The sequence below is a fragment of the Burkholderia sp. RF7-non_BP4 genome, from assembly GCF_001521935.1.
GTDB classification, from domain to species: domain Bacteria; phylum Pseudomonadota; class Gammaproteobacteria; order Burkholderiales; family Burkholderiaceae; genus Burkholderia; species Burkholderia diffusa.
Window position 1 is genome coordinate 537,411 of record NZ_LOTA01000010.1, and the last position, 25,736, is coordinate 563,146.

Annotated in this window: 19 protein-coding genes and 1 pseudogene; 4 read left to right on the plus strand and 16 right to left on the minus strand. The window is 66.5% G+C overall.

The window, feature by feature from the left end; all coding sequences use genetic code 11:
• The first annotated feature begins 31 nt into the window (after positions 1-31).
• Entirely contained in the window at positions 32-1,726 is a 1,695-nt protein-coding gene (locus WS49_RS06185) for a VRR-NUC domain-containing protein (RefSeq protein ID WP_059525423.1), read from the plus strand.
• On the plus strand, positions 1,723-4,023 hold the full coding sequence (locus WS49_RS06190) for an ATP-dependent DNA helicase (RefSeq protein ID WP_059525425.1): 2,301 nt from the start codon (positions 1,723-1,725) through the stop codon (positions 4,021-4,023). The genes WS49_RS06185 and WS49_RS06190 overlap by 4 nt, the downstream gene beginning before the upstream one ends.
• A gap of 39 nt (positions 4,024-4,062) precedes the next feature.
• On the opposite strand, the gene WS49_RS06195 is transcribed toward WS49_RS06190, so the two are convergent.
• From WS49_RS06195 to shiA, 3 genes are all read right to left on the minus strand, one after another.
• On the minus strand, positions 4,063-4,833 hold the full coding sequence (locus WS49_RS06195) for an IclR family transcriptional regulator domain-containing protein (protein WP_059525428.1): 771 nt from the start codon (positions 4,831-4,833) through the stop codon (positions 4,063-4,065).
• A gap of 249 nt (positions 4,834-5,082) precedes the next feature.
• Positions 5,083-6,384: a UDP-N-acetylglucosamine 1-carboxyvinyltransferase gene (locus WS49_RS06200; RefSeq protein WP_059525430.1), complete on the minus strand. Its 1,302-nt coding sequence runs from the start codon at positions 6,382-6,384 to the stop codon at positions 5,083-5,085.
• Positions 6,385-6,594: 210 nt separating this feature from the next.
• The gene (gene shiA / locus WS49_RS06205) at positions 6,595-7,902 is read right to left on the minus strand and encodes a shikimate transporter (RefSeq protein WP_059525432.1); all 1,308 of its coding nucleotides are present in this window, start codon (positions 7,900-7,902) and stop codon (positions 6,595-6,597) included.
• A 357-nt stretch (positions 7,903-8,259) separates the two neighbouring features.
• Between shiA and WS49_RS06210 the strand changes: the two genes are divergently transcribed.
• Positions 8,260-9,387, plus strand: coding sequence for a 4-hydroxyphenylpyruvate dioxygenase family protein (locus WS49_RS06210; RefSeq protein WP_059525434.1), 1,128 nt, complete (start codon positions 8,260-8,262; stop codon positions 9,385-9,387).
• 46 nt (positions 9,388-9,433) lie between these two features.
• Here the strand turns inward: WS49_RS06210 and WS49_RS06215 are convergent, their stop codons facing one another.
• The 5 genes from WS49_RS06215 to WS49_RS06235 form a co-directional block, all read right to left on the minus strand.
• On the minus strand, positions 9,434-10,669 hold the full coding sequence (locus tag WS49_RS06215) for an NADH:flavin oxidoreductase (RefSeq protein ID WP_059525436.1): 1,236 nt from the start codon (positions 10,667-10,669) through the stop codon (positions 9,434-9,436).
• Positions 10,670-10,773: 104 nt separating this feature from the next.
• The gene (locus WS49_RS06220; protein ID WP_059525723.1) at positions 10,774-12,108 is read right to left on the minus strand and encodes a type II toxin-antitoxin system HipA family toxin; all 1,335 of its coding nucleotides are present in this window, start codon (positions 12,106-12,108) and stop codon (positions 10,774-10,776) included.
• A 2-nt stretch (positions 12,109-12,110) separates the two neighbouring features.
• Positions 12,111-12,533, minus strand: a complete 423-nt coding sequence (locus WS49_RS06225) for a helix-turn-helix domain-containing protein (protein WP_059525438.1) — start codon at positions 12,531-12,533, stop codon at positions 12,111-12,113.
• A gap of 165 nt (positions 12,534-12,698) precedes the next feature.
• Entirely contained in the window at positions 12,699-13,823 is a 1,125-nt protein-coding gene (ribBA, locus tag WS49_RS06230) for a bifunctional 3,4-dihydroxy-2-butanone-4-phosphate synthase/GTP cyclohydrolase II (protein ID WP_059525439.1), read from the minus strand.
• Positions 13,820-14,758, minus strand: coding sequence for an alpha/beta hydrolase (locus WS49_RS06235; protein ID WP_059525441.1), 939 nt, complete (start codon positions 14,756-14,758; stop codon positions 13,820-13,822). Before WS49_RS06235 ends, ribBA begins: the two co-directional genes overlap by 4 nt.
• A 281-nt stretch (positions 14,759-15,039) precedes the next feature.
• Between WS49_RS06235 and WS49_RS06240 the strand changes: the two genes are divergently transcribed.
• On the plus strand, positions 15,040-16,230 hold the full coding sequence (locus WS49_RS06240; protein ID WP_059525725.1) for a helix-turn-helix transcriptional regulator: 1,191 nt from the start codon (positions 15,040-15,042) through the stop codon (positions 16,228-16,230).
• 17 nt (positions 16,231-16,247) lie between these two features.
• Here WS49_RS06240 and WS49_RS36340 read toward each other — a convergent pair.
• The 8 genes and pseudogenes from WS49_RS36340 to WS49_RS33210 all read right to left on the minus strand — a co-directional run.
• Positions 16,248-16,340, minus strand: a pseudogene (locus WS49_RS36340) (cation transporter); the annotation flags it as partial.
• A gap of 76 nt (positions 16,341-16,416) precedes the next feature.
• Positions 16,417-17,286: a 4Fe-4S dicluster domain-containing protein gene (locus tag WS49_RS06245; protein WP_059525443.1), complete on the minus strand. Its 870-nt coding sequence runs from the start codon at positions 17,284-17,286 to the stop codon at positions 16,417-16,419.
• 10 nt (positions 17,287-17,296) lie between these two features.
• Positions 17,297-20,275: a molybdopterin-dependent oxidoreductase gene (locus tag WS49_RS06250; RefSeq protein WP_059525445.1), complete on the minus strand. Its 2,979-nt coding sequence runs from the start codon at positions 20,273-20,275 to the stop codon at positions 17,297-17,299.
• 55 nt (positions 20,276-20,330) lie between these two features.
• Positions 20,331-21,068: an OmpW/AlkL family protein gene (locus tag WS49_RS06255; RefSeq protein WP_059525727.1), complete on the minus strand. Its 738-nt coding sequence runs from the start codon at positions 21,066-21,068 to the stop codon at positions 20,331-20,333.
• 115 nt (positions 21,069-21,183) lie between these two features.
• Positions 21,184-23,178 (minus strand): acyl-CoA synthetase, encoded by a 1,995-nt coding sequence (locus WS49_RS06260; protein ID WP_059525447.1) that lies wholly within the window; start codon positions 23,176-23,178, stop codon positions 21,184-21,186.
• Positions 23,175-24,131 carry a fumarylacetoacetate hydrolase family protein gene (locus tag WS49_RS06265; protein ID WP_059525449.1) on the minus strand — a complete coding sequence of 319 codons (957 nt, stop codon included), beginning with the start codon at positions 24,129-24,131 and terminating at the stop codon, positions 23,175-23,177. The genes WS49_RS06260 and WS49_RS06265 overlap by 4 nt, the downstream gene beginning before the upstream one ends.
• A 37-nt stretch (positions 24,132-24,168) precedes the next feature.
• Entirely contained in the window at positions 24,169-25,239 is a 1,071-nt protein-coding gene (locus WS49_RS06270; RefSeq protein WP_059525451.1) for a VOC family protein, read from the minus strand.
• Between the two features lie 12 nt (positions 25,240-25,251).
• Entirely contained in the window at positions 25,252-25,638 is a 387-nt protein-coding gene (locus tag WS49_RS33210; protein ID WP_257127650.1) for a hypothetical protein, read from the minus strand.
• Positions 25,639-25,736 lie beyond the last annotated feature (98 nt).

Below are 25,736 nucleotides of genomic sequence, written 5' to 3' on the forward strand. Positions count from 1 at the left end.
GACCTGTACAAACGTACAGTGATCGATCCCCGTGACGCCTGCATCGCCGACGCCCCCGGCGTTTTACTACCTGACCAATTTCGAACGCGCGCTGGCCTGGCTCGGCGAGCGTTACGACGACCTGCTCGATGCGCGCGAGCACGCGTTCCTTCGGGATTTCGCGCAGTTGCCGAAAGCGTCGCGCGCGTTGCTCGTGCGGATGCTGATGCGCAGCGGGTCCGACTTCCGCGCGAGCAAGCTCGTGTACGACGAGATCGGCAGCACGCTCGACGCGGCCGCGCCGCTCGTCGAGCTCGGCTGGGTCGATCCGGCGCCCGCGCTTACGCTCGACGAACTGTTCGCGCTGTCGACCAAGGCCGACCTCCTGAAGGTGTTCCCGTCGCTCGCCGCGCACGCGGGCGAGCGCAAGCCCGATTGGCTCGAGCGGCTGCGGCCCGCGCATGACGTGGCGCAGCCGCTCGACGCTTGGTGCGCGCAGGCCGACGATCGCGTGCTGCGCGTGACGGTCGGCGCGCTGTGCGACCGGCTGCGGTTGATGTTCTTCGGCAATCTTCATCAGGACTGGAGCGAATTCGTGCTCGCCGATCTCGGCGTGTTCCAGTACGAAAGCGTGCCGTTCGCGCCGTCGTCGCGCGCGTTCCAGCAGCGCGACGACATCGAGACGTATCTTGCGCTGCAGACCTGCCGCGAAGCACTCGATGCGTGGCCCGACGACCTGCCGTTCGACGCGCTGCTGCAGGCGATCGACGCGGTCGGCTGCGTGCAGCCGTGGCTCGCGACGCGCCGCGCGAAGCTGCTGTTCGCGCTCGGGCAGACCTGCGAGCGCCGCGCCGACTGGACCGCCGCGCTCGACGCGTATGCGCGCAGCGCGTGGCCGGGCAGCCGGCACCGGCGCATTCGCGTGCTCGAACGCTGCGGACGCGACGGCGATGCGCTCGCGCTGGCGCTCGACGCGCGCAACGCCTTCGAAAGCGACGAGGAGCGTCAGCGCGTCGAGCGGATGCTGCCGCGCCTGCAGCGCCGTCTCGGGCAGCGGGTCGAACGCGCGGGCAGCGCGCCGGACGTGCCGCGCGAGACGCTCGTGCTCGCGCGCCCCGACGCATTCGTCAGCGTCGAATACGCGGTGCGCGACCACCTTGCACGGCCCGACGCGCCGGTTCACTACGTCGAGAACACGCTGATCAATTCGTTGTTCGGGTTGCTGTGCTGGGAGCCTGTGTTCGCGGCCGTGCCCGGCGCGTTCTTTCACCCGTTTCAGCGCGGCCCGGCCGACCTGCACGCACCCGATTTCGCGGTACGCCGCACCGCCGCATTCGCCGCGTGTTTCGCGCAACTCGATTCGGGTGCGTACCGCGACACGATCCGCCGGCACTACGCGACGAAGACGGGGCTGCAATCGCCGTTCGTGTTCTGGGGCGTGCTGACCGACGAACTGCTCGACGAGGCGCTGGCATGCCTGCCGGCCGAGCACCTGCGGCTGTGGTTCACGCGCCTGCTCGCGGATATTCGCGGCAATCGCTCGGGGCTGCCCGACCTCGTCCGTTTCTGGCCCGGCGAGCGGCGCTATGAACTGATCGAGGTGAAGGGGCCCGGCGACCGGCTGCAGGACAACCAGACGCGCTGGCTCGCGTACTGCATCGCGCACGGCATGCCGGTGCGCGTCGTCGATGTCGAATGGGCGGGCGCGGGCGTCCGGCAGGACGAGGCGGCGGGGTTGTCCGCATGAGCTATGTCGTCGCGGTGCGGGCGATGTGCGAGTTCACCGCGCGGCGCGGCGATCTCGACTTGCGCTTCACGCCCGCGCCGACCGCGCTCGAAGGCATCGCGGGTCACGGCGCCGTCACGTCGAAGCGCGGCGCACGCTACGAAACCGAGATCGCGCTGACCGGCACGTGGGGCACGCTCACCGTGCGCGGGCGCGCGGACGGCTACGATCCCGTCGCGAACCGGCTCGAGGAGATCAAGACCTATCGCGGCAGCCTCGACGCGATGCCGGCCAATCATCGCGCGCTGCACTGGGCGCAGGCGAAGGTCTATGCGCACCTGATGTGCGACGCGCGCGGCCTCGCGGAAATCGACGTCGCGCTCGTGTATTTCGACATCGTGTCGGAGCGCGAGACCGTGCTGACGGAGACGCTCGGCGCAAGCGCGCTCGCCGCGTTCTTCGCCGAGCAGTGCGCGTGCTTCGTCGGCTGGGCCGAGCGCGAGACCGCGCATCGCGCGGCGCGCGATACGGCGCTGCGTGCGCTGACGTTTCCGCACGGGCAATTCCGCAGCGGTCAGCGCGAGCTGGCCGTGTCCGTCTATCGGGCGGCGCGCGACGAACGCTGCCTGATGGCGCAGGCGCCGACCGGCATCGGCAAGACGCTCGGCACGGTGTTCCCGCTGCTGAAGGCATGCGGCGAGGGCGAGGTCGATCACGTGTTCTTCCTGACCGCGAAGACGCCCGGCCGGGCGCTCGCGCTCGAAGCGGCGACCACGCTCGGCGCCGGCACGCCGGCGCTGCCGCTGCGCGTGCTGGAGCTGGTCGCGCGCGACAAGGCGTGCGAGCATCCGGATCGCGCGTGTCACGGCGAATCGTGCCCGCTCGCGCAAGGCTTCTACGATCGGTTGCCGGCGGCGCGCGACGCGGCGATCGGCGCCGGGCTGCTCGATCGCGACACCGTGCGCGAGGCGGCCCTCGCGCATGACGTCTGTCCGTACTACCTCGCACAGGAGCTTGCGCGCTGGTCGGACATGATGATCGGCGACTACAACTACTACTACGACGGCAGCGCGATGCTGCATACGCTCGCGCAGCAGAACCAGTGGCGCGTCGGCGTGCTCGTCGACGAGGCGCACAACCTGCTCGATCGCGCCCGCAAGATGTACAGCGCATCGCTCGACCCGTTCGCGTTCGCGGCCGCGCGCGAAGCCGCACCCACGGCACTGCGCAAGGCGTTCGACCGGCTCGCGCGCGCGTGGGGCGCGCTCAATCGCGCACAGGCCGAGCGCTACGCGGCGTATCCGGAGATTCCGGGGCCGATCGTGACGGCCGTGCAGAATCTCGTCGCGGCGATCGGCGAACACCTGACCGATGCGCCGCGTGCGAACGGCGATGCGCTGTTGCGTTTTCATTTCGAGGCGATCCAGTTCGGTGTGCTCGCCGACGCATTCGACAGCGCGTCGATCTTCGACGCGACGCTGCACGGCGAGCCGCTGCCGCGCCAGTCCGGGCTCGACGGCGTCGCGCCGGCCGCGCGGCGGCGCCGTATCCAGTCGACGCTGTGCGTGCGCAACGTGATTCCGGCCGGCTTTCTCGCGTCGCGCTACGAAGCCGCACGCGCGACCGTGCTGTTTTCCGGCACGCTGAGTCCGTTTCATTTCTATCGCGACACGCTGGGGTTGCCGGCCGACACGGGCTGGCTCGACGTCGACGGACCGTTCCGTGCCGAGCAACTGACCGTGCGCGTCGCGAGCCACGTGTCGACGCGCTGGCGCGACCGCGACCGTTCGCTCGAACCGATCGTGGACCTGATCGCCGCGCAATATGCGACGCGGCCCGGCAACTACCTCGGTTTTCTCAGCAGCTTCGACTATCTCGGGCGCGTCGTCGCGCTGATGCAGACGCGCCACCCGGACGTGCCCGTATGGGCCCAGGCGCCCGGCATGGCCGAAAGCGAGCGCGACGCGTTTCTCGCGCGCTTCGACGCGGGCGGGCGCGGGGTCGGCTTCGCGGTGCTGGGCGGGGCGTTCTCGGAGGGCGTGGATCTCGTCGGCGAGCGGCTGATCGGCGCGTTCATCGCGACGCTCGGGTTGCCGCAGGTCAACGACGTCAACGAACAGATGCGGCGCGCGATGGAGGCGCGTTTCGGCAACGGATACGACTACATGTATCTGTACCCGGGCTTGCAGAAGGTCGTGCAGGCGGCCGGGCGCGTCATCCGCACCGAACACGACGAGGGCGTCGTGCATCTGATCGACGATCGTTACCGGCGGCGCGAGGTGCGCGATCTGTTGCCGAGGTGGTGGCGGATCGGGTGACCTGCCGGACGGGTGTCGTGCGCCCGCTTGCGCGAATTCCTAAAGCACGTTCAGCATCGCGAGCGCGGCTTCCTGCAGATGCGGCAGCACGCGCCGCACGGCCGCGTCGGTCGACTCCGCACCGATCGGCATGTTCGTGCTCAGCGCGGCGACGACTTCGCCGTGACGGTTCTTCAGCGGCACCGCGATGCCGCGCACGCCGACCTGCAGTTGCTGCTCGATCACCGCGAAGCCCGCGTCGCGCGCGTGGTCGACCTGTTCGAGCAGGCGTGCCTTGTTGGTGATGGTGTGCGGCGTGAACGGCGCGAGTTCGGTGGCGTCGAGCCACGCGCGGACGGCCTCGCGATCCGGATGATGCGCGAGCAGCACGACGCCCGGCGACGTCAGCGGGGCGGGCACGCGCGCGCCGAGCACGAAGCCGGTCGTCATCACGCGCGACACGCCGTTGCGGGCGATGAACACGAGTTCCCAGCCATCGAGCACGCTCACGTACGCCGATTCGTTCAGCGACGCGCTCAGCTGCTGCAGATAGGGCTGGACCGTGCGCGGCAGGCGCGCCGAGTCGAAGTACGACCAGCCGACCCGCAGCACGCGCGGCGTGAGGCCGTACAGCTTGCCGTCGGTGTACACGTAGCCGAGCGATTCGAGCGTCAGCAGGTAGCGTCGCGCGGCCGTGCGCGTGAGACCGGTGCGGGCGGCCGCCTGGGTGGGCGTCATCCGCGCGTGCTGGCTGTCGAATGCTTCGAGGATCATCAGGCCCTTTTCGAGGCCGGCAATCCAGTCGCGTCGGTCGAGGTCGGGCTTTTTCATCGTCGGTGGCGCAGGGGTGGGCGCGCGGTGTTCGCGCGGGAATGCGCGATTATCGCGCAGTCCAACAGCGTGCGAAAGCAATGGACGGACGTGCGATGGGCGACGAAGAGGGGAATGTGCCGGGCGGCGACGGTACGGCCGGTTGGAACCGGCGGCCGCTGTCCTTGTTGGATTGTCGGGGCGTCCGGTGAATGCGGGGGAGGCAGGATACGCGGCGCGGACATCGTCCACGCCGCATCCGGATCGACGTTACTCGCTGCTCGTCCACTCGACGTTCGCCCCGACCGAACGCAGGTTTTCGACGAAATGCGGGTGCGCGCGGCGGATCGGCAGCGCGTTCATGATTTCGGAGCGTCCTTCGATGCTCGCGGCCACCATCAGCAGCGCGATCGCGACGCGGATGATGTACGGGCTCTCGACGCGCGCCGGCGTCAGTTGCAGCCCGCCGAACGTGATCAGCCGGTGCGGGTCGGACAGCAGCACGTGCGCGCCGAACTTCGACAGTTCGCCGGACCAGCCGAGCGCGCCGTCGTAGACCTTGTTCCAGAACATCGCGCTGCCTTCCGCGCGCACGCCGAGCGCGATGAAGATCGGCAGCAGGTCGACCGGCAGGTACGGCCACGGCGCGGCTTCGACCTTGGTCAGGATGTTCTGCGTGAACGGCCGCCGCACGCGCAGCGGGCCGTCGCGTTCCGCGCGCGACCAGCCGTCGCGGTGCGTGACGGTCACGCCGAACTTCGCGAATGTGCGGTCGATCAGCGGGAAATGCTCCGGCGACGAGTTGCGCACGGTGATGTCGCCGCCCGTGATCGCGCCGAGCGCGAGGAACGTCGCGATTTCGTGGAAATCCTCCGCGAAGCGGAATTCGCCGCCGCCGAGCTTGCCGCCGCCCGTCACGCACAGGCGCGACGTGCCGATGCCTTCGATCGCGACGCCGATCATCGCGAGGAACTGGCAGAACTCCTGCACGTGCGGCTCGGACGCCGCATTCATCAGCGTGGACGTGCCGCCTGCCGCCGTCGCGCACAGCGCGAAGTTTTCGGTGGTGGTCACCGATGCGTAGTCGAGCCAGTGATCGTTGGCGGTCAGCGGGCCGTCGGCACGGACGATCAGCGAATCGGGCGTGCGCTGGATGTGCGCGCCGAAGCGCTCGAACACTTCGACGTGCGGATCGATTTCGCGCACGCCGAGCGTGCAGCCCTTCACGTCGTTCTCGAGGCGCGCGACGCCGAAGCGCGCGAGCAGCGGCGGAATCAGCATGATCGACGAGCGCATCGCCTCGGGCAGGCGGTGCACGGCCGGGTCGAACGTCGTGTTGCGATGGTGGAGATCGAGAATGCCTGTCGCGAAGTCGACCGACACGTCGCTGCCGAGCGTGCGGAAGATGTCGAGGATCTTGCGCACGTCGGTGATGTCAGGCACGCCGACGAGGCGCAGCGGCTGATCGGTCAACAGGGTGGCGCACAGAATCGGCAGGACGGCGTTCTTGTTCGCGGAAGGCTTGATGTCCCCGCGCAGCGGAGTGCCGCCGTGGACGATGAGATTCGACATGATATGGGGGCGTATCTGTGACTGACGTAGGCCCATATGATGCCATTGGTCGGCGGGTGGCGTGGAATGTTCAGAGGGGAAAAGGGGCTTCTGCCCGCGGGATTGACCGTGTTTGACGTTGGGCGAGGCGCGATCCCCTTGCTCGGCCGGGGATGGCAGCCGGTGCGGAAACGGCCGGCGCGTATCGCGGCCGGCCATCCGGTCATGGCCTCACTGCGCCGCCCGCATCCGCGCGGCGACCACCAGCGAGATCAGGCAGCCCACCGCGAGATAGCCGGCGACGAGGTGCCACGAACCGCCGGCCATGCTGACCAGCGCCACCGCGATGAACGGCGTGAACCCGCCGCCGACGACGCTCGCGAACTGATAGCCGACGCCCGCGCCGCTGTAGCGGTATTCCGCGCCGAACAGCTCGGTGAAGAGCGGCTGCTGGACGCTCACGACCATGTCGTGCGCGGCGTTCGCCAGCAGGATCGAGAAGACCACGATCCACGCGATCGAGCGCGATTCCAGCGCGACGAAGAACGGCACCGCCGACGCGAGACCGATCAGCGCGCCGATCAGGTAGATGCGGCGCAGGCCGAAGCGGTCGGCGAGCCACGCGAAGCACGGGATCGTCACGCAGCTCACCGCGCCGACCAGCAGGCCAATGTTCAGGAACAGGTCGCGTGACATGCCGAGGTTCGACGTCGAATAGCTGAGCGCGAACGCGGTGACGATATACATCGTGAACAGCTCGGCGAGCCGCAGCGCGACGATCAGCAGGAACGCCTTCGGATGGCGCGTCAGCGCTTCCAGCACCGGCAGGCGGAGCTTGCGGTTGCCGTGTTCGACCTTCTCGACGAACTCCTGCGACTCGTCCATGCTCTTGCGGACCCACAGCCCGATCAGCACCAGCACGATGCTGAACACGAACGGCAGGCGCCAGCCCCACGACTTGAACGCGGCCTCGCCGAGCGTATGGCTCAGGATCGACACGATCCCCGTCGCCAGCACGAGGCCGACGCCGTAGCCGACCTGCACGCCGCTGCTGTAGAACGCCTTCTTCTGCTTCGGCGCGCTCTCGACGGCCATCAGCGCCGCGCCGCCCCATTCGCCGCCGACGGCGAAGCCCTGGATCGCACGCATCAGCACCAGCAACACGGGCGCCCACCAGCCGATCGTCGCGAAGCTCGGCAGCAGGCCGATCGCGACGGTCGACAGCCCCATCAGCATGACGGTCAGCACGAGCATCCGCTTGCGGCCGAGCCGGTCGCCGTAATGGCCGAACACGACGCCGCCGAGCGGGCGGAACAGGAAGCCGACGCCGAAGGTCGCGAACGCCGCGAGCGTGCCCATGGTCGGGCTGACTTTCGGAAAGAATTCGGAATTGAAGACGAGTGCGGCGACGATCCCGTACAGCAGGAAGTCGTACCAGTCGACGACGGCGCCGACAAAGCTGCCGATCGCGGCCTTGCGCGCCTGGCTGCGCGCGCGGGCGCCGGCAGCGGCGTCAAGGGTGTCGAAGGTTGGGGTCATGGCGATGTCTCCTGGCACGGCGCATCGTGGAATCGTGGCGGCGCCGCGTCCGATGCTGCATTGAAGTCGATGAGTGAACGGAGAATAGGGCGCACGCCGCACGGCGGCAATTGGCCGATCGGCCAAAATGCGCGATTATCGTTCAATTGCGTGCGATTATCGAACGCTTTCCGGGTTTGCACTAGGCGCGACACCCATATCCCGTTCAGCCAGGGTGTGCCGCCGTGAACGATCTGGTTAAAATCGGGACCATCAAAACCTCGCCCGAATCGGGTGGATGTCCGGCCGTCACATCGGCCGGGCGTGCCGCGCGAGCCGGGCGCCGTCCCCATCGACCGCATGCCTCCGGAGACTGGAATGCCCGGCAATTCCCACCCCCTGTCCAGCGATACGCCGCCCGTTGCCGATCCGGCCGCCAATCCGCTCGGGATGGCCGGACTCGAATTCGTCGAGTTCGCGGCGCCGGTGCCGGACGCGCTCGCGCAACGTTTCGAGCAGCTCGGGTTCAAGGCGATCGCGCGCCATGTGAGCAAGAACGTCACGCTGTACCGGCAGGGACAGATGCAGTTCCTGATCAATGCAGAGCCCGATTCGTTCGCCGCGCGCTATGCGGAGGAATACGGGATGGGCGTCTGCGCGATCGGGCTGCGCGTGGCGAGCGCGCGCCGCGCGTTCGAGCGTGCGATCGAGCTCGGCGCGTGGGCGTTCGAGGGCGAGCGGATCGGGGTCGGCGAGCTGAAGATTCCCGCGATCCAGGGGATCGGCGATTCGCACCTTTATTTCGTCGACCGCTGGCGCGGGCGGGACGGCCAGCGCGGCGGCGTCGGCGACATCTCGATCTTCGACATCGATTTCCGGCCGATCGACATCGCGACCGCCCATACCGATGTCGAGTGCGTCGGCACGGGCCTGCAGCAGGTCGACCACTTCACGCAGACGGTCGGCGCGGGGCGCATGCGCGAGTGGCTGGACTTCTATCACGACCTGCTGCACTTCCGCGAAATTCATGAAATCGACGCGCACTGGCATGTGTCGGAAGAATCGCGCGTGATGGTGTCGCCGTGCGGCGCGGTGCGGATTCCGGTCTACGAGGAAGGCACACGGCGCACCGAGCTGATGCACGCGTATCTGCCCGACCACCCGGGCGAAGGCGTCCAGCACGTTGCGCTCGCGACCGACGACATCCTGGCGAGCGTCGATGCGCTGCGTGCGAACGGTGTCGAATTCATCGAACCGCCTGCGCGCTATTACGACGAAGTCGATGCGCGGCTGCCGGGGCACGGCGTCGATCTCGACGCGCTGCGCCGCCGTGCGGTGCTGGTCGACGGCGAGATCGGCAGCGACGGCGTGCCGCGCCTGTTCTTCCAGACCTTCGTGAAGCGCCGGCCCGGCGAGATCTTCTTCGAGATCGTGCAGCGGCAGGGGCACCACGGATTCGGGGAAGGGAACCTCGCGGCGCTGGCCCGCGCCCGCGACGCCGGCTGAGCGGCAGGCGCACGATCGTGACCGCGGAATCAGCCGCCGCGTAACCTCAAGCGCCCACGGCCGGCACGCGGTTCGGCGCCGGGTCGTTCGGCGCCTTGAGCACGCACGCGGTGCCGCCGGGCGTGTACATCGACACGACGCAGCGGTTGCATGACGTGCAGCCCGACTGCGCGAGCCGGCCGTCGTGCAGGCCGTTCACGAAATCCGGCTCGAACACGAGCGCGCGGGCAAGCGCCACCGCGTCGAATCCTTCGCGCATCGCCAGCGCGACGTTCTCGCGGGAACGCACCCCGCCGAGATATGCGAGCGGCATCCGGACGGCCGCGCGCACCTGCTTCGAATGCTCGAGGAAATACATCTCCCGAAACGCGCCCATCTTCGGCTCGGTGAGCTTCTGCAGCGCCATCGCGGCGCGCACGATCGCGTTGTCGGCGTTCGCGCGCGCATCGCCGGGCAGCGGACTGCCGAACAGTTGCCACACCGACTCGACGTTCATCCCGCCGCTCAGCACGAGCAGATGCGCGCCCTCGGCCTCGAGCCGCCGCGCGATCTCGCACGCGTCGTCGGCGGTTCCGCCGCCGCGCACGCCTTCGGTCACGCCGATCTTGCAGACCACGGCGAGATCGCGGCCGACCGCGTCGAGCACGCTGCCCAGCACCTCAACGGGAAACGCCGCGCGGCGCGCCGCATCGCCGCCGTACGCGTCGCGACGACGGTTGTACAGCGGCGACAGGAACTGGCTCAGCAGATAACCATGCCCCATGTGGATCTCGACCGCGTCGAAGCCCGCGTCGCGCGCATGTCGCGCCGCCCGGGCGAATTCGTCGGCGATCGCGGTCATCTGGTCGCGCGTCATCGCCTGCTTCAGGAAACGGCCGCTCATCACGCCGACCTTGTTGAAGCCGCCCGATGCGCTCAACGGCCGTTTCGTCGACAGCGACGGCAGGAACGTGAAACAGCCGCCATGCGTGATCTGCGCGGACGCCGCCGCGCCGTGACGATGCACCGCGTCGGTCAGCGCGCGGAATTGCCGGACCGTCGGCGCATCGAGCCGCGCCTGGTCGACGAACGTGCGGCCGTCGTCGCTGACCGCACAGTACGCGACGGTCGTCAGCGCGGCGCCGCCTGCGGCGATGCGCTCGTGAAACCCGACGAGCGCGCGCGACGGCACGCCGTTCGGCGTCATCCCTTCGTTGGTCGCGGATTTGATCAGGCGGTTGCGCAGCGTCAGCGGGCCGATCTGCAGCGGGCTGAATGCGGTATCGAGCGTGACGGGTTCCATGTCGGGCGGGCGTCGGGAATGGGCACGGCGACCATTGTGCTGAGTCGGTGCGGGGCTGCATCGTCCACGTGGACGACCCGCCGCCGCGGCCGTGCCCGCACCGCCTACTCGGCCGTGCCCAGCTTGCGCGCCTGACGACGCATCCCGTCGAAGATCGCATCGGCCACGTCCGCCGGGAAATCCGCCGGAATCCGCGACGCGACGGCGGCGATCGCCGGTTCGGTGCGCGCGGCCACGTCGGCCATGGCCGCGCGCACGTCGTGTTCGGTCAGACCGACGCGCGCGCCTTGCGCGATCCAGTGACGCGGCTGGATGTCGCCGATCACGTAATGGCGATTCTTCCCGCACACGGCCATCGCGAGCCGTGCGCGTCGCGGCGGCAGCTGGTTGCGTCGCGTGCCGATGATCGGATGCGCGGACAGCACGTCGTACAGCGGCGTGCTGCGATACGTATTGCCCGGCAGGTGCGCGATGCTGAAATTCTTCGCGTGGCCGTCGATGGCCGCGAGCACCCAGAACACGAGCTGCGTGACGAAGAAATTCCTCCGGTCCTGCGCGGCATCGGCGGAATTCGCAAGGATGCCCATGATCGTCGCGATGCCCGGGCCGCCGTCGGATTCGTATTTGGCGCCCGACGGCGTGCCGGTCGCCTGGCACATGTCCTCCTGCGGCAGCCGCAGAATCCACGTGCCGTCGCGGGACGGACGGCGGTCGAAGCGCTCGACGATCAGCGCCTTCTGGTCGTCGAACCGGCCGATGTCGCACGCGGCGACGGGCAGGCCGTACGCGGCGACGATCTTCGAGCACAGCCATTCGTTTTCGACCGACGTGCGCATGTCGGCCTGCATGTTTCCGACACGCCCCAGCGGCAGCTTGAAGATATGCGTGGTCGGCGTGCTGCCCGCCGGCAGCAGCCAGCGCTTGCCGTCGCGCAAGAGCGCGGTCTTTTCCTGCGCGCCGGCGATCGAGAGGCGCAGCTCGCCGTCCGGCTCCGCGTGGCCGGGCAGCGGCGCGGCGGTCGCGTGGCGCAGCACGTCGGCCACGGCCGCGTCGTCGAGCGCGGTGCCGTCGATCGATTCGAGGTCGACCGGGGTTTCGTCGGGTGGCAGCAACTGCAGCGCCCCGACGCAATCGCGGCCGATCGACGCGAGCAGTTCGAACGGCGCCGTCGACCCGAGCCGGTAGCGCTGCGCGATGCGGCGGCGGATCGGCTGGCTGTCCGGCAGCAGGTTGTCGAAGTAATCGGCGACGATCGCGCCCTGATGCGGCTGGTTGCCCGGCGTGAACGGCAACGACAGCGACAGCGGACGGCCTTGCGGATCGTCGACCCACGCCGGCAGATAGACGAGGCGCTCGACGCCGCGCCGGACTTCCCAGTATCCGACCGGGATGCCGTTCATCCAGAGGTCGAGGCGGTCGTGGCGGGGGCGGCGGGCGATCGTCACCAGTCCTCCCGCGTGGGGTTCCGGGACTTGCCCGGTGTCGCCGCGGCAGGCCGTTTCCGCGCGGCGGCGGATGGAGCCTTCGCGGCGGCCGGCGGGCGGGCCGGCACATCCGACGAACCAGACGAGCCGGATGACCGGCCGCGCGCGGCCGGTGCGCGCTTGAGCGCAGGCTTGGTGTCGTCGGGCGCCGCTGTGTCGTCCGGGGTGCCCGGCACGAGCGTCAGGCGAACGCCGAGCACGTTCAGCACCTTGAAAAGCCGTTCGATGCTGACCGCGGACGGATTGGATTCGAGCTGCGCGTACGACTGTTGCGTCACGTCGAGGCGGGCGGCGAGCTGCGCCTGCGTGAGCCCCGCCGACTTCCGGAAGCCGACGAGGATCGGGCGCAACTGGCTCAAGGTCTGGACTGGGAATGCCATGGGCTCTCCGCGAAATGACAGGCGATCGCTTGTAATCGAAAAATACAGTCTATGGTATGTATCGTCAAAATACAAACTTGAGACTGTAATTAATAAAAACAAACGATAGCCTGTCAGGCGGAAACCCGGGGTCGATGAAAGGGCAGCGCGCTCGTCCGCCCGGTATCACGCCGCTCGCAGCGGGCTGGCCTGGGCGGCGCGCGCGCTTTCCGGATCGTCGTCGCCGAGCGGGATGAACGCCATGATTTCCAGGTCGTGCCCCGACAGCGCCGGCAGCCGGAACGGGCTCGACAGCACGTTCAACCGCCGTACGCCGAGGTCGCGCAGGATCTGCGATCCGATCCCCGTCACGCGGCCGTCGCGGCGTGCGTGGCCGGCGGGCGTTCGCATCGCGTCGCCGCGCATGTCGCAGTCGAGCAGCACCGCGACGCCGCAGCCAGCCGCATCGATCCGCTGCAGCGCCGCGTGCAGCGGCCACGAATGCGCGGACGGCTCCGCGTCGAGCAGGTCGAGCAACGAGTGGCATTCGTGCACGCGCGTCAGCACGGGCGTCGACGGATCGGGCTCGCCTCGCACCAGCGCGAGATGCGGCGCGCCATGCACGGTGTCGCGATACTCGATCGCGCGGAATCGGCCCCACGGCGTATGCAGCGGCCGTTCGCCGACACGTTCGACGAGCGACTCGTGCTCGCGGCGGTAATGGATCAGGTCCGCGATCGTGCCGATCTTCAGCCCGTGATGCGCGGCGAACGTCTTCAGCTCGGGCAGCCGCGCCATCGTGCCGTCGTCGTTCATCACCTCGCAGATCACCGACGCGGGCGTGAGCCCGGCAAGCGCCGCGAGATCGCAGCCGGCCTCGGTGTGCCCCGCGCGCACCAGCACGCCGCCTGGGCGCGCGGCGATCGGAAACACGTGGCCGGGCTGCACGAGATCGTCGGGGCGCGCGCCTGCGCGGACCGCCGCGCGGATCGTCCGCGCGCGATCGGCCGCGGAAATCCCGGTCGTCACGCCTTCGGCCGCCTCGATGCTGACGGTGAACGCGGTGCCGAACGGCGTGCCGTTGCGATCGGCCATCGGCGGCAGGCGCAGTTGCTCGCAGCGCTCGGCGGTCAGCGTCAGGCAGATCAGCCCGCGCCCGAAGCGCGCCATGAAGTTGATCGCGTCGGGCGTCACGTGATCGGCCGCGATCACGAGGTCGCCTTCGTTTTCGCGATCCTCTTCGTCGACGAGCAGGACCATCCGTCCCGCGCGCAGCTCGTCGACGATTTCCAACGTGCTGGCGAGCGTCATTGCACCTCCGTCGCGTCGAATGCGCGGCGCAGCGCATCGGCGCCGAAGGTCAACGCGCGATCGGCCGCGTCGACCGCGCCGAGCATGCTCGCGAAGCCGTGCAGTTGGCCCGGCCAGCGCACGAGCGAGACCGGCGTGCCGGCCTGCGCGAGACGCAATGCGTACGCTTCGGCCTCGTCGCGCAACGGATCGAATTCCGCGCTCACGATCGTGGCCGGCGCCGCGCCCGACAGATCCGCCACGACGAGCGGGCTCGCGAGCGGCGATGCGCGGTCGGCGCCGTCGTCGAAATACTGGCGCTTGAACCAGCGCATCGCGTCCGCCGTCAGGAAATAGCCTTCGCCGAGCGATTCGTATGACGGATGCTCGGTCGCGCAATCGACGACCGGATACAGCAGCAACTGGTGCGCGATCGCGATGCCCGAGTCGCGCAACTGCAATGTGGCGACCGCGGCCAGGTTGCCGCCGGCGCTATCGCCGGCCACGGCGATCGCACCGGCGCGCGCACCGAGATCGCGCGCACTGGCGGCGGCCCAGCGCACGGCATCGCATGCGTCCTGCGCGGCCGCCGGGAAGCGCGCTTCGGGCGCGAGCCGGTAATCGACCGACAGCACGAGCGTGCGCGCCCGTCCGGCAAGACTGCGGCACAGGTTCGCGTGCGAGTCGATACCGCACGCGACGAAGCCGCCGCCGTGGAAAAACACGGTCAGCGGCAACGGCCCGTCGGCATCGGGCCGATACAGCCGAGCGGACAACTGACGACCCGGCGCCGGGATCTGCCAGTCCTCTTCGGCGGCAATCGCGTCGCCGGGCGCGAACGCGCTGCCGCCGGCGAGGCTTGCGCGGTACGCGGGCACGGTCAGTTGATCGAAATCGATCGCGGGCGCTTGGGCGAGCGCGGCGAGCAGCGCCTGCGCCTGAGGGTCGAGCGGCATTGGAACTCCTGTCTGAATCGGATGCGGTCTGAATCAGGTAAACCCGCATCGCGGTTTTCCCTGAGCCAGCGCCGGACGCTTGTCGGCACGGCCTGACGGGCATTCCAGCGCAGCGGGCAGGGCGCCACATCATCCGATCGGACGATGGTTCGCGCGTCCGATTGGCCAAAGCTCACCATTCAGTGAATGTCCCGATGACGCCGGAATTAAGACGCGTCTTAATCATGGCGGCGCGGATGAATCGCACCGACCACAAGTTGCATGGAGGATGGAGCGTGCTGATGGAGACGAGATGGGCTCCGCAAGAGAGCCAGTCAACAAGCGAGGAGGCCGACATCGGCGTCGCGGATTTCAGCGAGCTGATGGCGCGCATCTACCAGGGACCGTTGGAAACGCCGCCGTGGGCGGGGGCGCTCGAGCTGGTTCGCCGGTTGCTGCAGGCCAACTACGTGACGCTGATCCTGCGCGCGGCCGCGAGCGACCGCCGCGCGCCGCTGTCCGTGCACGCGTCGGAGTACGGCCCGGTCGTGCCGGGTGACGGCGAGGCGTCGTACAACAACTACTACTATTCGCTCGACCCGTTCGTCGGCCTGCCGGCCGATCGCGTGGTCACGGTCGACGACGTGTTCGGCGACACGGGCTGGCTGTCGAGCGAGCTGTACAAGCAGTTCCTGAAGCCGCAGGACGTGCGCTACATCCTCGGCGCGGACCTGCGCACGCCGTCGGGCGTCGAGTGCCGGTTCCGCGTATGCCGCAACCATGCGTCGAAGCAGTTTTCCGCGCGCGACAAGGCGATCTGCGCGCTGCTGCTGCCGCATCTGAAGCGCGCGGTCGAGCTCCATTCGCGGCTCGACACGGCCGAGGTCGAGCGGTCGATCTACGCGAACGCCATCAACCGGATGCAGATCGGCACGATCACGCTCGACGAGAACGGCACGATCATCGACATGAACAGCGTCGCCGACGAGATCCTGAAGCAGAACAACGGTCTGACGATTGCGCGCGGCACGATCGAGGCGACCGATGCGCAGGAGAACCGCACGCTCAAGCGGCTGATCCGCCACGCGGTGATGGGACATCACGGCACGGCGGCGGCGACCGTCGAGGCGATGCCGATCACGCGCAGTTTCGACAAGCCGCGTCTCGGGCTGCTGGTGCGCACCGTGCTGCTGTCCGACTGGTCGGAGGACAACAAGCGCCGGCCGGCCGTCACGCTGTTCCTGCGCGACCCCGACCGCAAGCCGCAGGGCGCGCAGGAAATCATCCGCAAGCTGTTCGACCTGACGCCGGCCGAGACGTCGCTCGCGCTGCTGCTGACGAACGGGCTGACGCTCGAGGAGGCGGCGGAGGAGTCGGGGATCAGCAAGAACACGGCACGCACGCACCTGCGCGCGATCTTCTCGAAGACGGGCGTGACGCGCCAGGCGACGCTCGTGCGGATTCTGCTCGGGAGCGTGGTGCCGCTCGGTTGATCGGAGCGGCACGTCGTCCACGCCGGCAATGCCGGCCATTGCACGCAACCGCGCCGGATGCATCCGACGCCCGTCCGGATCACGATCGCACCGATCGCGAGCGCGGCCAGCCGCGCGCTTCGAGCCGTGTCGAGCCGGTTTCGCGCGCCATGTGCGGCACGATGACGGCGGTCAGCCTTGTTCGGCTCATGAGCACTCGACCGCCACGGCGTTTGTCGATTGACTGAGCCTGATCTCGCCCAGGTAGGCGCTTTCGCCCAATTCGCACTCGCGCCAAGCGATGCCGAGGGCATGTCGGATCTTGACTCGGTAGAGGCCGCTACCCTTGGCGAGGCCGTCGAACCGGAAATCGCCGAAGGCGTCCGAGACGGTTTCGGCCACCTGCCGTTTGCCCCCATATAAGGCGACGACCGCACCCGCGACACACTCGACCACGTCCCCTGCCTGAGCACTGACACTTCCGCCGACGAAGCACGTTTCCCAGCGCTCAAGGCCGCTATACCACACGCGGGGCTTCGTGCTCAGGTTGGGCCGCAATACCTTGAGTCCCTCGCGCCGGGCCTTTTGGGCCATCGCCGCGTCATCGAGCTTGACCGTCTCGAAAACATCGGTGGGGCACGACTGCTGGCAACGCGGACGGGACCACCCCTGGTCGAGCAAATGCGCATCGAAGATCCAGATCTGAGGCAGTTGCAGTTCTTCGTTCCAGACGATCGCCTTGTAGGGGCACGCCTTCACGATGTCTTTTCGGCCTCGTGCCTTGTCCGGGTCGATGATGACAATGCCATCGGCGCGCTTGCGAATGGCGCTGCCGCCCACCCGCATGCAGGGCGCGTCGTCGCAGTGGTTGCACATGACCGGCAGATAAGTGGTCTCGATCATGTGCGAAGCGCCCTGGACACGCCGCAGGATGCGGATCGGGCTCTCGGCGCTGGCCGCAGCGGGTGCAGCGTAACCGGGGAAGTCATTGCCGACGTGCTCGTCCCGCGCGGCGATCACGCAGTTCTGGCAGTTCTCGCAACGGCCGACATTGATAATCAGGTTCCACTTGCTCATTTGAAATTCCTCACGCTGCGCGACCGAGCATGAAAGCCTCGGCACCGCGCCATTTCTCGACCTGCACCAGGCAGGAATTCGGGCTCATGCTGCTGGTGCCGGAGGTCTGCGGCCGGTCGGGGGTAAGCATGTTCATGCAACCGCCGATCTCGACTTGCTCGCCATCGATTTCGATCAGCTGAAATTCAGCGCTCGCCTCGTACGATTTCACCACTCCGGCGTTCACCAAGGGCGAGACATCGGCCGCACAGATCACAGCGCCGCGGTCGTTGTGTACCTTGACGAGATCGCGATGGGCAATGCGTCGAACAGCGGCGTCAGCCGGATTGAGTCTCAGGAGCCAGAATCGGTGTCCCGCGATCAGCGCGCGATGATCCTCGATGCCATTAACGGCGGAATTCTTTCCGTCACAATAGGTATGAAAGCTGTAGCGGCTGTGGGTGGCGATCAATTGAAGCGGGTAACGCCGGGCCAGGTCCGAGCGTGGCCCCTCCCAGGAGGGGATATATCGGTTGAGCGGTGGTCGCTCCGGATTGTCCGCAGTGTGTCGCTTCAACAACTCGGGCACGAACTCGAGTTTGCCGCTCGGCGTCTGCAGGCCCTTGCCGAACCGTTCCGAGAACTGCGACGGCAGCGGATGAGGTTCCGGCAGGTCCTTCTTCCTGCCTTCCGCAAACCAACGCATGTCGACGGGATGGCGCAGCTCGGGCTTTTCGGGCGGCACGACGAAGTAGCCCTTGCGGCAAAATGCGCGCCACGAAATGTGATCGGGCAGGTCCGACGAATCGAAGACGCGCTTGACCCAGTCGAGATCGCCACACCCTTCGGTGAAAATGCCACCCAGACCCAGCCGAGTCAGGATCGCGGTGAAAATGTCGTAGTCGGAGCGGGACTCGCCCAAGGGCTCGATGCATTTGTGCTGCAGCGTCAGCATGCGATGGTTGACCGTGCCATACCCCTGGTGGGCGTAGCCACCCGAATTCGCCCATTCCCCGATGTCCCAGCGCTCAAGCGACGTGCACGCGGGCAGGATGATGTCCGCGAACTGGGCTTCGCCTTCCATCCAGATGGACTGATTGACGACGAACTCGATGCTCGAGTGCCGGTAGGCCTCCATCCATCGTCCGGCATTCGTCACGGTGCTGAACGCGGATCCGCCGTAGCGATAGATCATGTGTATCGGCGAATAACCGGGCATCGGGTAGGTGAATGGCGCGAACTGGGCTTCCTGGGACATGCCGTCCCAGAGATAACCGGTGGCGTGACCGTTGAGAATCGCATCGGGCATCTGCTGTCGCGGCACCATCTGCTTGACGGGATTCATGGTCAGGATGTGTGGCATGCGCTGGTAGTTGTCCACCGCATTGGCGGTCCACGCCAGATCGCCTGAAATTCCGCCGTCCGCGTAGCCGGGGAAGTAGAACTGGAGGTCGTGCGGGACACCGATTTCCAGGCAGCCGAAATTCACTCCCTGCTTGCCCCAGCCCTGCATGGACATCATCATGATCATGCAGCGCGCCCATTGCGCCCCGGTCGCCCCGCGGCCCGCGCCACCGAATCCCGCGCCGGTCATTCCGACGGCGAGATGCACCTTCTTCCTGCCCCACAGGCGCGCAAGCGCACGAACGTCCTTGGCCGGCACGCCGGTCTCGCTCTCCTGCCACTCGGGAGTCTTCGGGGTACCGTCGGTCTCGCCCAGAAGATAGGCTTTCCAATCGTCGAAGCCGGTCGTGCGCGTCGCGACGTAATCCTTGTCGTACAGGCCCTCCACGGTCCAGACGTACATGATGGCGGTAGCCAGGGCGGCATCGGTTTGCGGCCGGATCGGGATCCAGCGGCCGCCCAGCAGCTGTGCGGTCGGATTGCAGTGCGGGTCGATGTGAACGAACTCGATGCCGAGCTCCTTGGCCCACAGGCGGCGCGGCGTTCCTTCGAATCCGGCATAGGCCCCGTTGGTACTTTCGGGGTCGCAGGACCAGAAGACGATCATTTCGGCTTCCTTGAGACCATCCTCGAGGCCGCCATAGCCGGCGGGCACGCCGACGCGCATCGAGTTGCCGAAATGATGCATGGCGCCCCAGTACCAGCCTTCCCAACTGTCCGGATTCGCGGCGACCCGGGTGAAGCCGATCAGATTGGCGAAGCGCGTCAGCGCGCTGAGGTAGTAGCCGACGTTACCCCACTGATGGTGGGACGACATCGGGAACGTGATGGAGCCGGGACCGTGAACACGTTTCTGCCGGTTGATTTCCTTGGCGACGATGTCCAGGGCCTCGTCCCAGCTGATACGCACATAGCCGGACTTGCCGCGGTTCTGCGGATTGCGCTCGCCGTCGGGGTCGAAGTCGACGCGTTTCATCGGGTGAAGGATGCGCTTGTCCGAGTAGACGAGCGACTTGAGGGTCAACGCGTGGGGTGCGACCAAACCACGCCGTGGCGGGCTGAAGCGTCGTCCACGTGCCTCGATTACCCAGCTTGATGCGTCGGTGTCGTCCAGCTCGATGGGGGTCACGCGGACGATGCGGCCATCCTTGACATAGACGAACAGCGGCCCGCCATTGGTACAGGTGGTGTAGCGCCGCGTGCCGTCGCGCATGGGCGTGCCCATCGTCAGGCCGACGGTGCGCATCATGCTCAGGGTTTGCATGAGCCACACCAGCAGTTCGTCCTCGCCCTCGGTGACCACCTTGAAATTCTTGGCGGCGTGGACGATCTCGCCCTGGTCCGGGTTCGGGGAAAGGAACTTCAGGGCGGTCGCGACGTCCTTGAAGGACATGCGTACATCGGGCCGCACATGCTTGCCGGCACGCGACCGAATGCGGCCATTCCTGAACTCGATGGCGCGACCGATGCTTTGATCCATGAGCCCGATCCACGCGACGAGATTGCGCTCCTTGAGGCGATCGCGATAGGCGGGGAAGCGGCGCGCCGTCAGGTCCAGAACCTTGGGCAATGCGAAAAGAATGGTCTTGAGAGCCTGTCGTTTCATCGTTCGATCCAAAGTGTTGCTTCCATGCGGGGACGCTGGCATCGGAGCGCACCCGCTAGAACGTGTAAGCGACGTTCAGGAACACGTTGACGGGATTGAGTCGGAGCGTCGATGTGGAAACGATCTGCGTCCCGGTCGCGGTCTGTCCGTATAACGTGAGGTGGGTCTTCACCGGCATGTAGCCGACGGAAGCACCGACCGACCAGTGTTTGGTCATCGCGTAACTCGCCCCGAGCTCGAACACCGGGTTCCACGATGAACTGAGTGTCGCGCGCGCTGAGCCGCCCGGCCCGAAGCTGTCGGAGACGAACTGGCGATTGGTCGCCCGAACCTGGGTGAACCACGTGTAGTTGACACCAAGTCCTACGTACGGACGGAATTTCGATTCAGCTGAAAACAGGTGATATCGAAGTTCGATGGCGGGCGGCATCGGCCTTGTCGTGCCGAGGGTTCCGTACTTCTGCAACGTCCCGTCACCGACCAGATTGACTGTCAGTGGCAGTCCAAACAGCATGGCGACACCAATGTTGTCGGTGACGTGGTACTCGGTGGTGATTCCCATCGTATCCGTCGAGCTGGCATGCGCCCCGGTACCCGCCATTTGCTGATTCACCGTTACGCCCCCGACACTTTCCACGGTCAGCGGGGTTGCGTTGCCCTGTGGCGATATGTGGAGCCATCCAACCGATGTGGTGATGCTTCCGGCCGTCTGTGCCTCCGCATTGTCGACAAGTGCAGTTGTGCAGACAAAAACCGCCACGCCTGCGAAATTCGTCATTCGCCTGAAATTCATCATGTGTCTCCTCTGTCTCGATCCGATTCATGAATAAAAACTAATTTGGACAACTGATTGATCATGACAGGCCGCTTTATGAATTCGTGTTATCGCGGCTAGTGGCGCTCCTGCGTCACCGCAGATCTGTCGCTGTCGATCCAGCCGACCGTATCGGCCGCGCGGCGATCGAAATCGAGAACGCAAACGGAAATCGGCCCAGTACAAAGCGTGCCGGGGCCTCGTGCGCCGGATCGTTCAGCTCGACCGAGACCGACATTCCGCCGGACTCATTGGTCGTGACGTCGACCGATGCGCCTGGGGCTCCGCCTTGGTCCAATGCGGCGCGTATCGCGTCACCCGTCTCGCGGCGCTTGAGTTCCGGTTTGAATATCTTGCCAACGCCTGTGAGCGGGATCGATTCGACGATTCGGACATGCTTGGGCAGGGCGGCGCGTTCAGCGATCTCCCGCTGCATGAACACCTCCAGATCGTGCTCGGTAGCGGTCATGCCCGGCTTGAGTTGAACGTAGGCGACCGGCAATTCACCGGCATACGCATCGGGGCGCCCGATTGCCGCGGCGATCTGGACCGCCGGGTGCCGATGCAGCGGCTCCTCGATCGTCGCAGGGTCGATATTGTGTCCGCCGCGGATGATCAAATCCTTCTTGCGGCCGGTCAGCCAAAAGTACCCGTCGACGTCGCAATGGCCGAGGTCGCCGGTATTGAGCCAGCGCTTGCCATCGCCGAGATCGAGCCAGAGGGCCTTGTTCTGGTCAGGATGTGTGTAGCCGGTGAAGACGTTCGGCCCGGAGATGACCAGCAGCCCCTCTTCGTTGGCCGCGCAGTCACGCAGATACCGTCCCGCGTCGTCCACGACGACAGCTTTCATCGCCTGGAAGGGGATGCGCAGCCCGATCGATCCCAGCCGGCGCTCGCCGTTCGTCGGGTTGACGCTGCTCACGCACGTTCCTTCGGTCAGGCCGTAGCCTTCGAGAATCCGGATGCCCGTCTTTTCCTGGAAGGCCCTGAAGACGCCGACCGGCATCGGCGCGGCACCGCACAGGCCGTATTCGAGCGAGTCGACAACATGATCGTCGACAGGAATGTCGAGCAGCGAAGCATAAAGTGTCGGGACGCCACTGAAGAAATTGATGTGATGATGTTCGACGATTTCCCAGAAACGTTTGACGACGCCGTCGCCCCGGTAACCCTGCGGTGTGCCGAGCACGACATGGGCGCCGCGCGAGAAAGGCAGCAGGCCGGTCACCATCGCAGCATTGACGTGAAAGAGCGGCAAGCCGCAAAAGGTCGTTTTGCCGGGGCCGATACTGTCGCCGAAGAACCGCACGGCGCTCCATGCGTTCGCCACTTCGTTGCCGTGACTGCGCATCGCGATTTTCGGCAACCCGGTGGTTCCACCGGTACAGAAGTAAGAGGACATGTCGCCAGGTTGAATGCGGCGCGCATTGTCGAGCGCTGCGCCGGGTTCCCGCGCGATTGCCGTACCGAAGTCGTGGATCCGGATGTGTGCAGGCACGGCGCTGCGCAAACCGCCATCGCCGTATAGCTGCGTACACGCGTCATGCTGGAGCGTGCGTACCGCCGACTGCGCCGTGCCCCGCACGCGATCGGCCAGATTGACCAGCACGAGATGCTGCAGCGGTTCGACATCCTGAAGAATATCCGCGACTTTTTTCCAGAGATCGATCCCGGGAAACGGCGCGAGCGTGACGAGCACGCTGGCACCGGCCGCTTTGAGCAGATTGGCAATCGCTTCGCGTTCAAGCAGCGGATTGATCGCGCATACGATGCCGGTCGCCTGTCCGCCCCAGATCACGAAATGCGTTTCGGGCAGATTGGGCAACAAATAGGCGATCACCGACTGCGAATTCACGCCGATGCGCGCGAACATGTTGGCCGTGCGCGTGATGTCACGCACCAGCTCGCGATAGGTCCAGCACTCCGCGTCGCGGTGCGCGTCGGCGGTCATGAAAAAGGAGAGGGCAGGGGCGGACGGATCGATGGCCGCACCGGCGCAGATCATCTCGTACGTGCTGGTCGGAAGGTCGCGCGGAAGGCCCTGCGCTTCGATCGCCAGTACGTCGTCCCGGGTCGCGATGCCGTTCATGCTGCTTCGTCCACGATTTCGTTACGTTGTACGCCCAGATCGATCGTTCCGTCGCGGCTCGCGATCCGGGCTTCGACGATATCTCCGGCTTTCAGATACTGCGCGCGTCCTGCCTGCACCTTCATGAACATCTTCCACTTGACGGATTCGGGGAAAAGCGCGACAGCGCGCTGCTTGAGCGGCGATGGGATGCTGAGCGCGCAGCCAGCCGGCGTGCCGGTCGCGAGCAGGTCGCCGGCGTGAAGATCGTGCACGCCCGACAACTCGGTCAACGTTTCCGCCGGGCCATAGACGAGGTTCGATGTCGAGTCCTGCTGACGCACCGCGCCGTTGACGGTCAGCGTCAGGTCGAGCGCCTTCAGCTTCGGGAAGTCACGCCGTTCGAGCAGGCACAGATAGGGGCCGACCGGGCCAAACGTCCGGAAGCTCTTGCCCTTGTAGAACTGCATTTGCGGGATCTGGACATCGCGCGCGGAATAGTCGTTGACGATCACGGTGCCGGCGACATAGTCGTGCAGATTCGCGTCCGTGATCTGCTGGTGAGATGTGATGTCGCGTTTGAGGATGAGGCCGAGCTCAATTTCGTAGTCGAGAAACCGGACGTGCCGCGGTTTCACGACCCGCGAATCGGCAGCGACGATGCAACTCGTCGCCTTCGTGAAGATCATGTTGAATTTTTTCGCGTCCGGATCCATGCCCGATTCGATCATGTGCCGACGATAGTTCGCGCCCTGGCAAACGAATTGCTGGTTGGCGGTCACCGGCGGCAGCCACTCCACGTCCGACTCGGGAATAGTCGATCCGTCGAGCGTGATGAGTCGCTCGACCGGATTTGCCGCGAGAAAGCTCGCGGTCGTTTCGAAATCGCCGGGAATCGGCGTGACGGCGCCGTTGGCGACCACACCCCATTGGGCGCGGCCGTTATGCCGGAAGTGCAGGACAAGCAGTGACATGAATGTGTCTCTCGTGAGTCGAACAGGCGGATGTGGGTCAGGCGAACAGCTTCGCCAGGGTCAGCAGCTTGCGGATCGTCAGATCGGGACTGCGGCGCAGGTTGCGAAACAGCGCCGCGAGGCTCGACGGCGTGAACCGGGGCTTCGTGAAGCTGCGCGGCATCGTCGGGCCCCACTGCGCCATCGCTTCGCGGCTGACCGCATGCACGCCCGTCGGCTCGTCGGCCGTGAAAAGGTCGCCGTCGCAATAGTGTTCGTGCTTGTCGCCCCATGGGTCTTGCCAATAGTCGAAGATCTGGCTGCCGAGAATGTGCCGGCCAATACCCCACGCGTGCGCCCACCCGTTGTCGCGAAGCACGCGCTGGCCCATGCCGACGGCATCGGCGTCGACCAGTTCGTACGCGCTATGGCTATAAGTCGGCGCGAACCCTTGGGCGAGCGCGAGCGTATGGTGATCGGCCGGCCTGTCGCCGAGGTCGAGCCGCATGAACGCAACGGCAGGGGAGCCGTCCGGCAGCACCTGGACGTCGCTGGGGATGAACCCGAAATGTCGCGTGTACCACGCGCAGGTTTCCTGGAAGTCGGCCAGCTCGAGTACGACGTGCCCAAGACAAATGATCTCGGGTGCGTTTGCGGGTGGCCGCTGCGTCTCGTTGATCCGGACGGGCGCGTCGATCGAGTTGAATGGGAGCGGAGCACGATGCGGCAACGTGTCGGCCCGTGTCTGGCCAGCAATCGCATCGACCCGAAACCCCGACGGATCGACGAGCCGCACCCGAAGGCCGCCGCCTGGCCAATCCGACGCCTCGATCTCCGATGCGCCAGGGACTTTGGCGAGCGCCTCCAGGTCGGCACGACTGTCGACCCGCAATCCGAAGCCTACGAAGCGGGCTTTCGGCGCGTGGCGAACGACATAACAGAAGTGTGCGTCGCCCGTTCCGCGCAGCAGCAATTGCGTGTCGTCCCGCAGAACCGTTCGGAGACCGAAGTCATTGAGAAAATGCTCTGCCTCGCCGAGATCGGGGCGATCGAAGATCAAATAGGCGAGCGCCGACGCCTTCGTTGTCGGATGAGGGTGGCGAGCCGGTTGTGTCGTGGTGAGTTTCATGGCGGATGACAATCAGGCAGATCGAATGACGCTCGCGAAGGCACACGCCGTCGCACCGAGGGGCCTGCCGCGCGACGGCAGGCATGCAACTGAATCGCGGCACGGCGTGACTGGCCGGCCCGTGAATATGGCGAAGTCGATCGTCGATTTCGCATGGAGGCGGGGCGCCTCGTCGCAGATGCCGGGAGTCCGCAGCGCTTCGTCGCCGCGTGCGACCGCGCGTGGGGCGACGATCGAGACGTCGACTTCGTGACGGGGCTGCCGATTGGCCACTGCGGCGCCGACTGCCTCGAATCCTGCGATCAGTATGCCGAGCGTCAACGGCAGCGCACGCTCCGTTGAGGCGCGCGAGTTGTTGTCAATGGACGCGCGGGCGCCCGTGTGCAGTTGTGTCTCCACCGTATCTCCATTCGTCGTTCGATCGGTTCGTGAGGGTTTGTCAGCCACCTTTGGTGACATTAAAGTCATAGATGATAATTTTGTCAATGTAGACATTT

Coding starts and splice junctions, on each gene's coding strand:
- WS49_RS06265 (WP_059525449.1), bottom strand. CDS start 24,131: ATGTCACTGCTTGTCCTGCACTTCCGGCATAACGGCCGCGCCCAATGG.
- shiA (WP_059525432.1), bottom strand. CDS start 7,902: ATGACCCCAACCTTCGACACCCTTGACGCCGCTGCCGGCGCCCGCGCG.
- WS49_RS06215 (WP_059525436.1), bottom strand. CDS start 10,669: ATGGAACCCGTCACGCTCGATACCGCATTCAGCCCGCTGCAGATCGGC.
- WS49_RS06255 (WP_059525727.1), bottom strand. CDS start 21,068: ATGAATTTCAGGCGAATGACGAATTTCGCAGGCGTGGCGGTTTTTGTC.
- WS49_RS06195 (WP_059525428.1), bottom strand. CDS start 4,833: ATGAAAAAGCCCGACCTCGACCGACGCGACTGGATTGCCGGCCTCGAA.
- WS49_RS06200 (WP_059525430.1), bottom strand. CDS start 6,384: ATGTCGAATCTCATCGTCCACGGCGGCACTCCGCTGCGCGGGGACATC.
- WS49_RS06245 (WP_059525443.1), bottom strand. CDS start 17,286: ATGAGCAAGTGGAACCTGATTATCAATGTCGGCCGTTGCGAGAACTGC.
- WS49_RS06270 (WP_059525451.1), bottom strand. CDS start 25,239: ATGAAACTCACCACGACACAACCGGCTCGCCACCCTCATCCGACAACG.
- WS49_RS06225 (WP_059525438.1), bottom strand. CDS start 12,533: ATGGCATTCCCAGTCCAGACCTTGAGCCAGTTGCGCCCGATCCTCGTC.
- WS49_RS06235 (WP_059525441.1), bottom strand. CDS start 14,758: ATGCCGCTCGACCCTCAGGCGCAGGCGCTGCTCGCCGCGCTCGCCCAA.
- ribBA (WP_059525439.1), bottom strand. CDS start 13,823: ATGACGCTCGCCAGCACGTTGGAAATCGTCGACGAGCTGCGCGCGGGA.
- WS49_RS06240 (WP_059525725.1), top strand. CDS start 15,040: ATGGAGACGAGATGGGCTCCGCAAGAGAGCCAGTCAACAAGCGAGGAG.
- WS49_RS06260 (WP_059525447.1), bottom strand. CDS start 23,178: ATGAACGGCATCGCGACCCGGGACGACGTACTGGCGATCGAAGCGCAG.
- WS49_RS06250 (WP_059525445.1), bottom strand. CDS start 20,275: ATGAAACGACAGGCTCTCAAGACCATTCTTTTCGCATTGCCCAAGGTT.
- WS49_RS06210 (WP_059525434.1), top strand. CDS start 8,260: ATGCCCGGCAATTCCCACCCCCTGTCCAGCGATACGCCGCCCGTTGCC.
- WS49_RS06190 (WP_059525425.1), top strand. CDS start 1,723: ATGAGCTATGTCGTCGCGGTGCGGGCGATGTGCGAGTTCACCGCGCGG.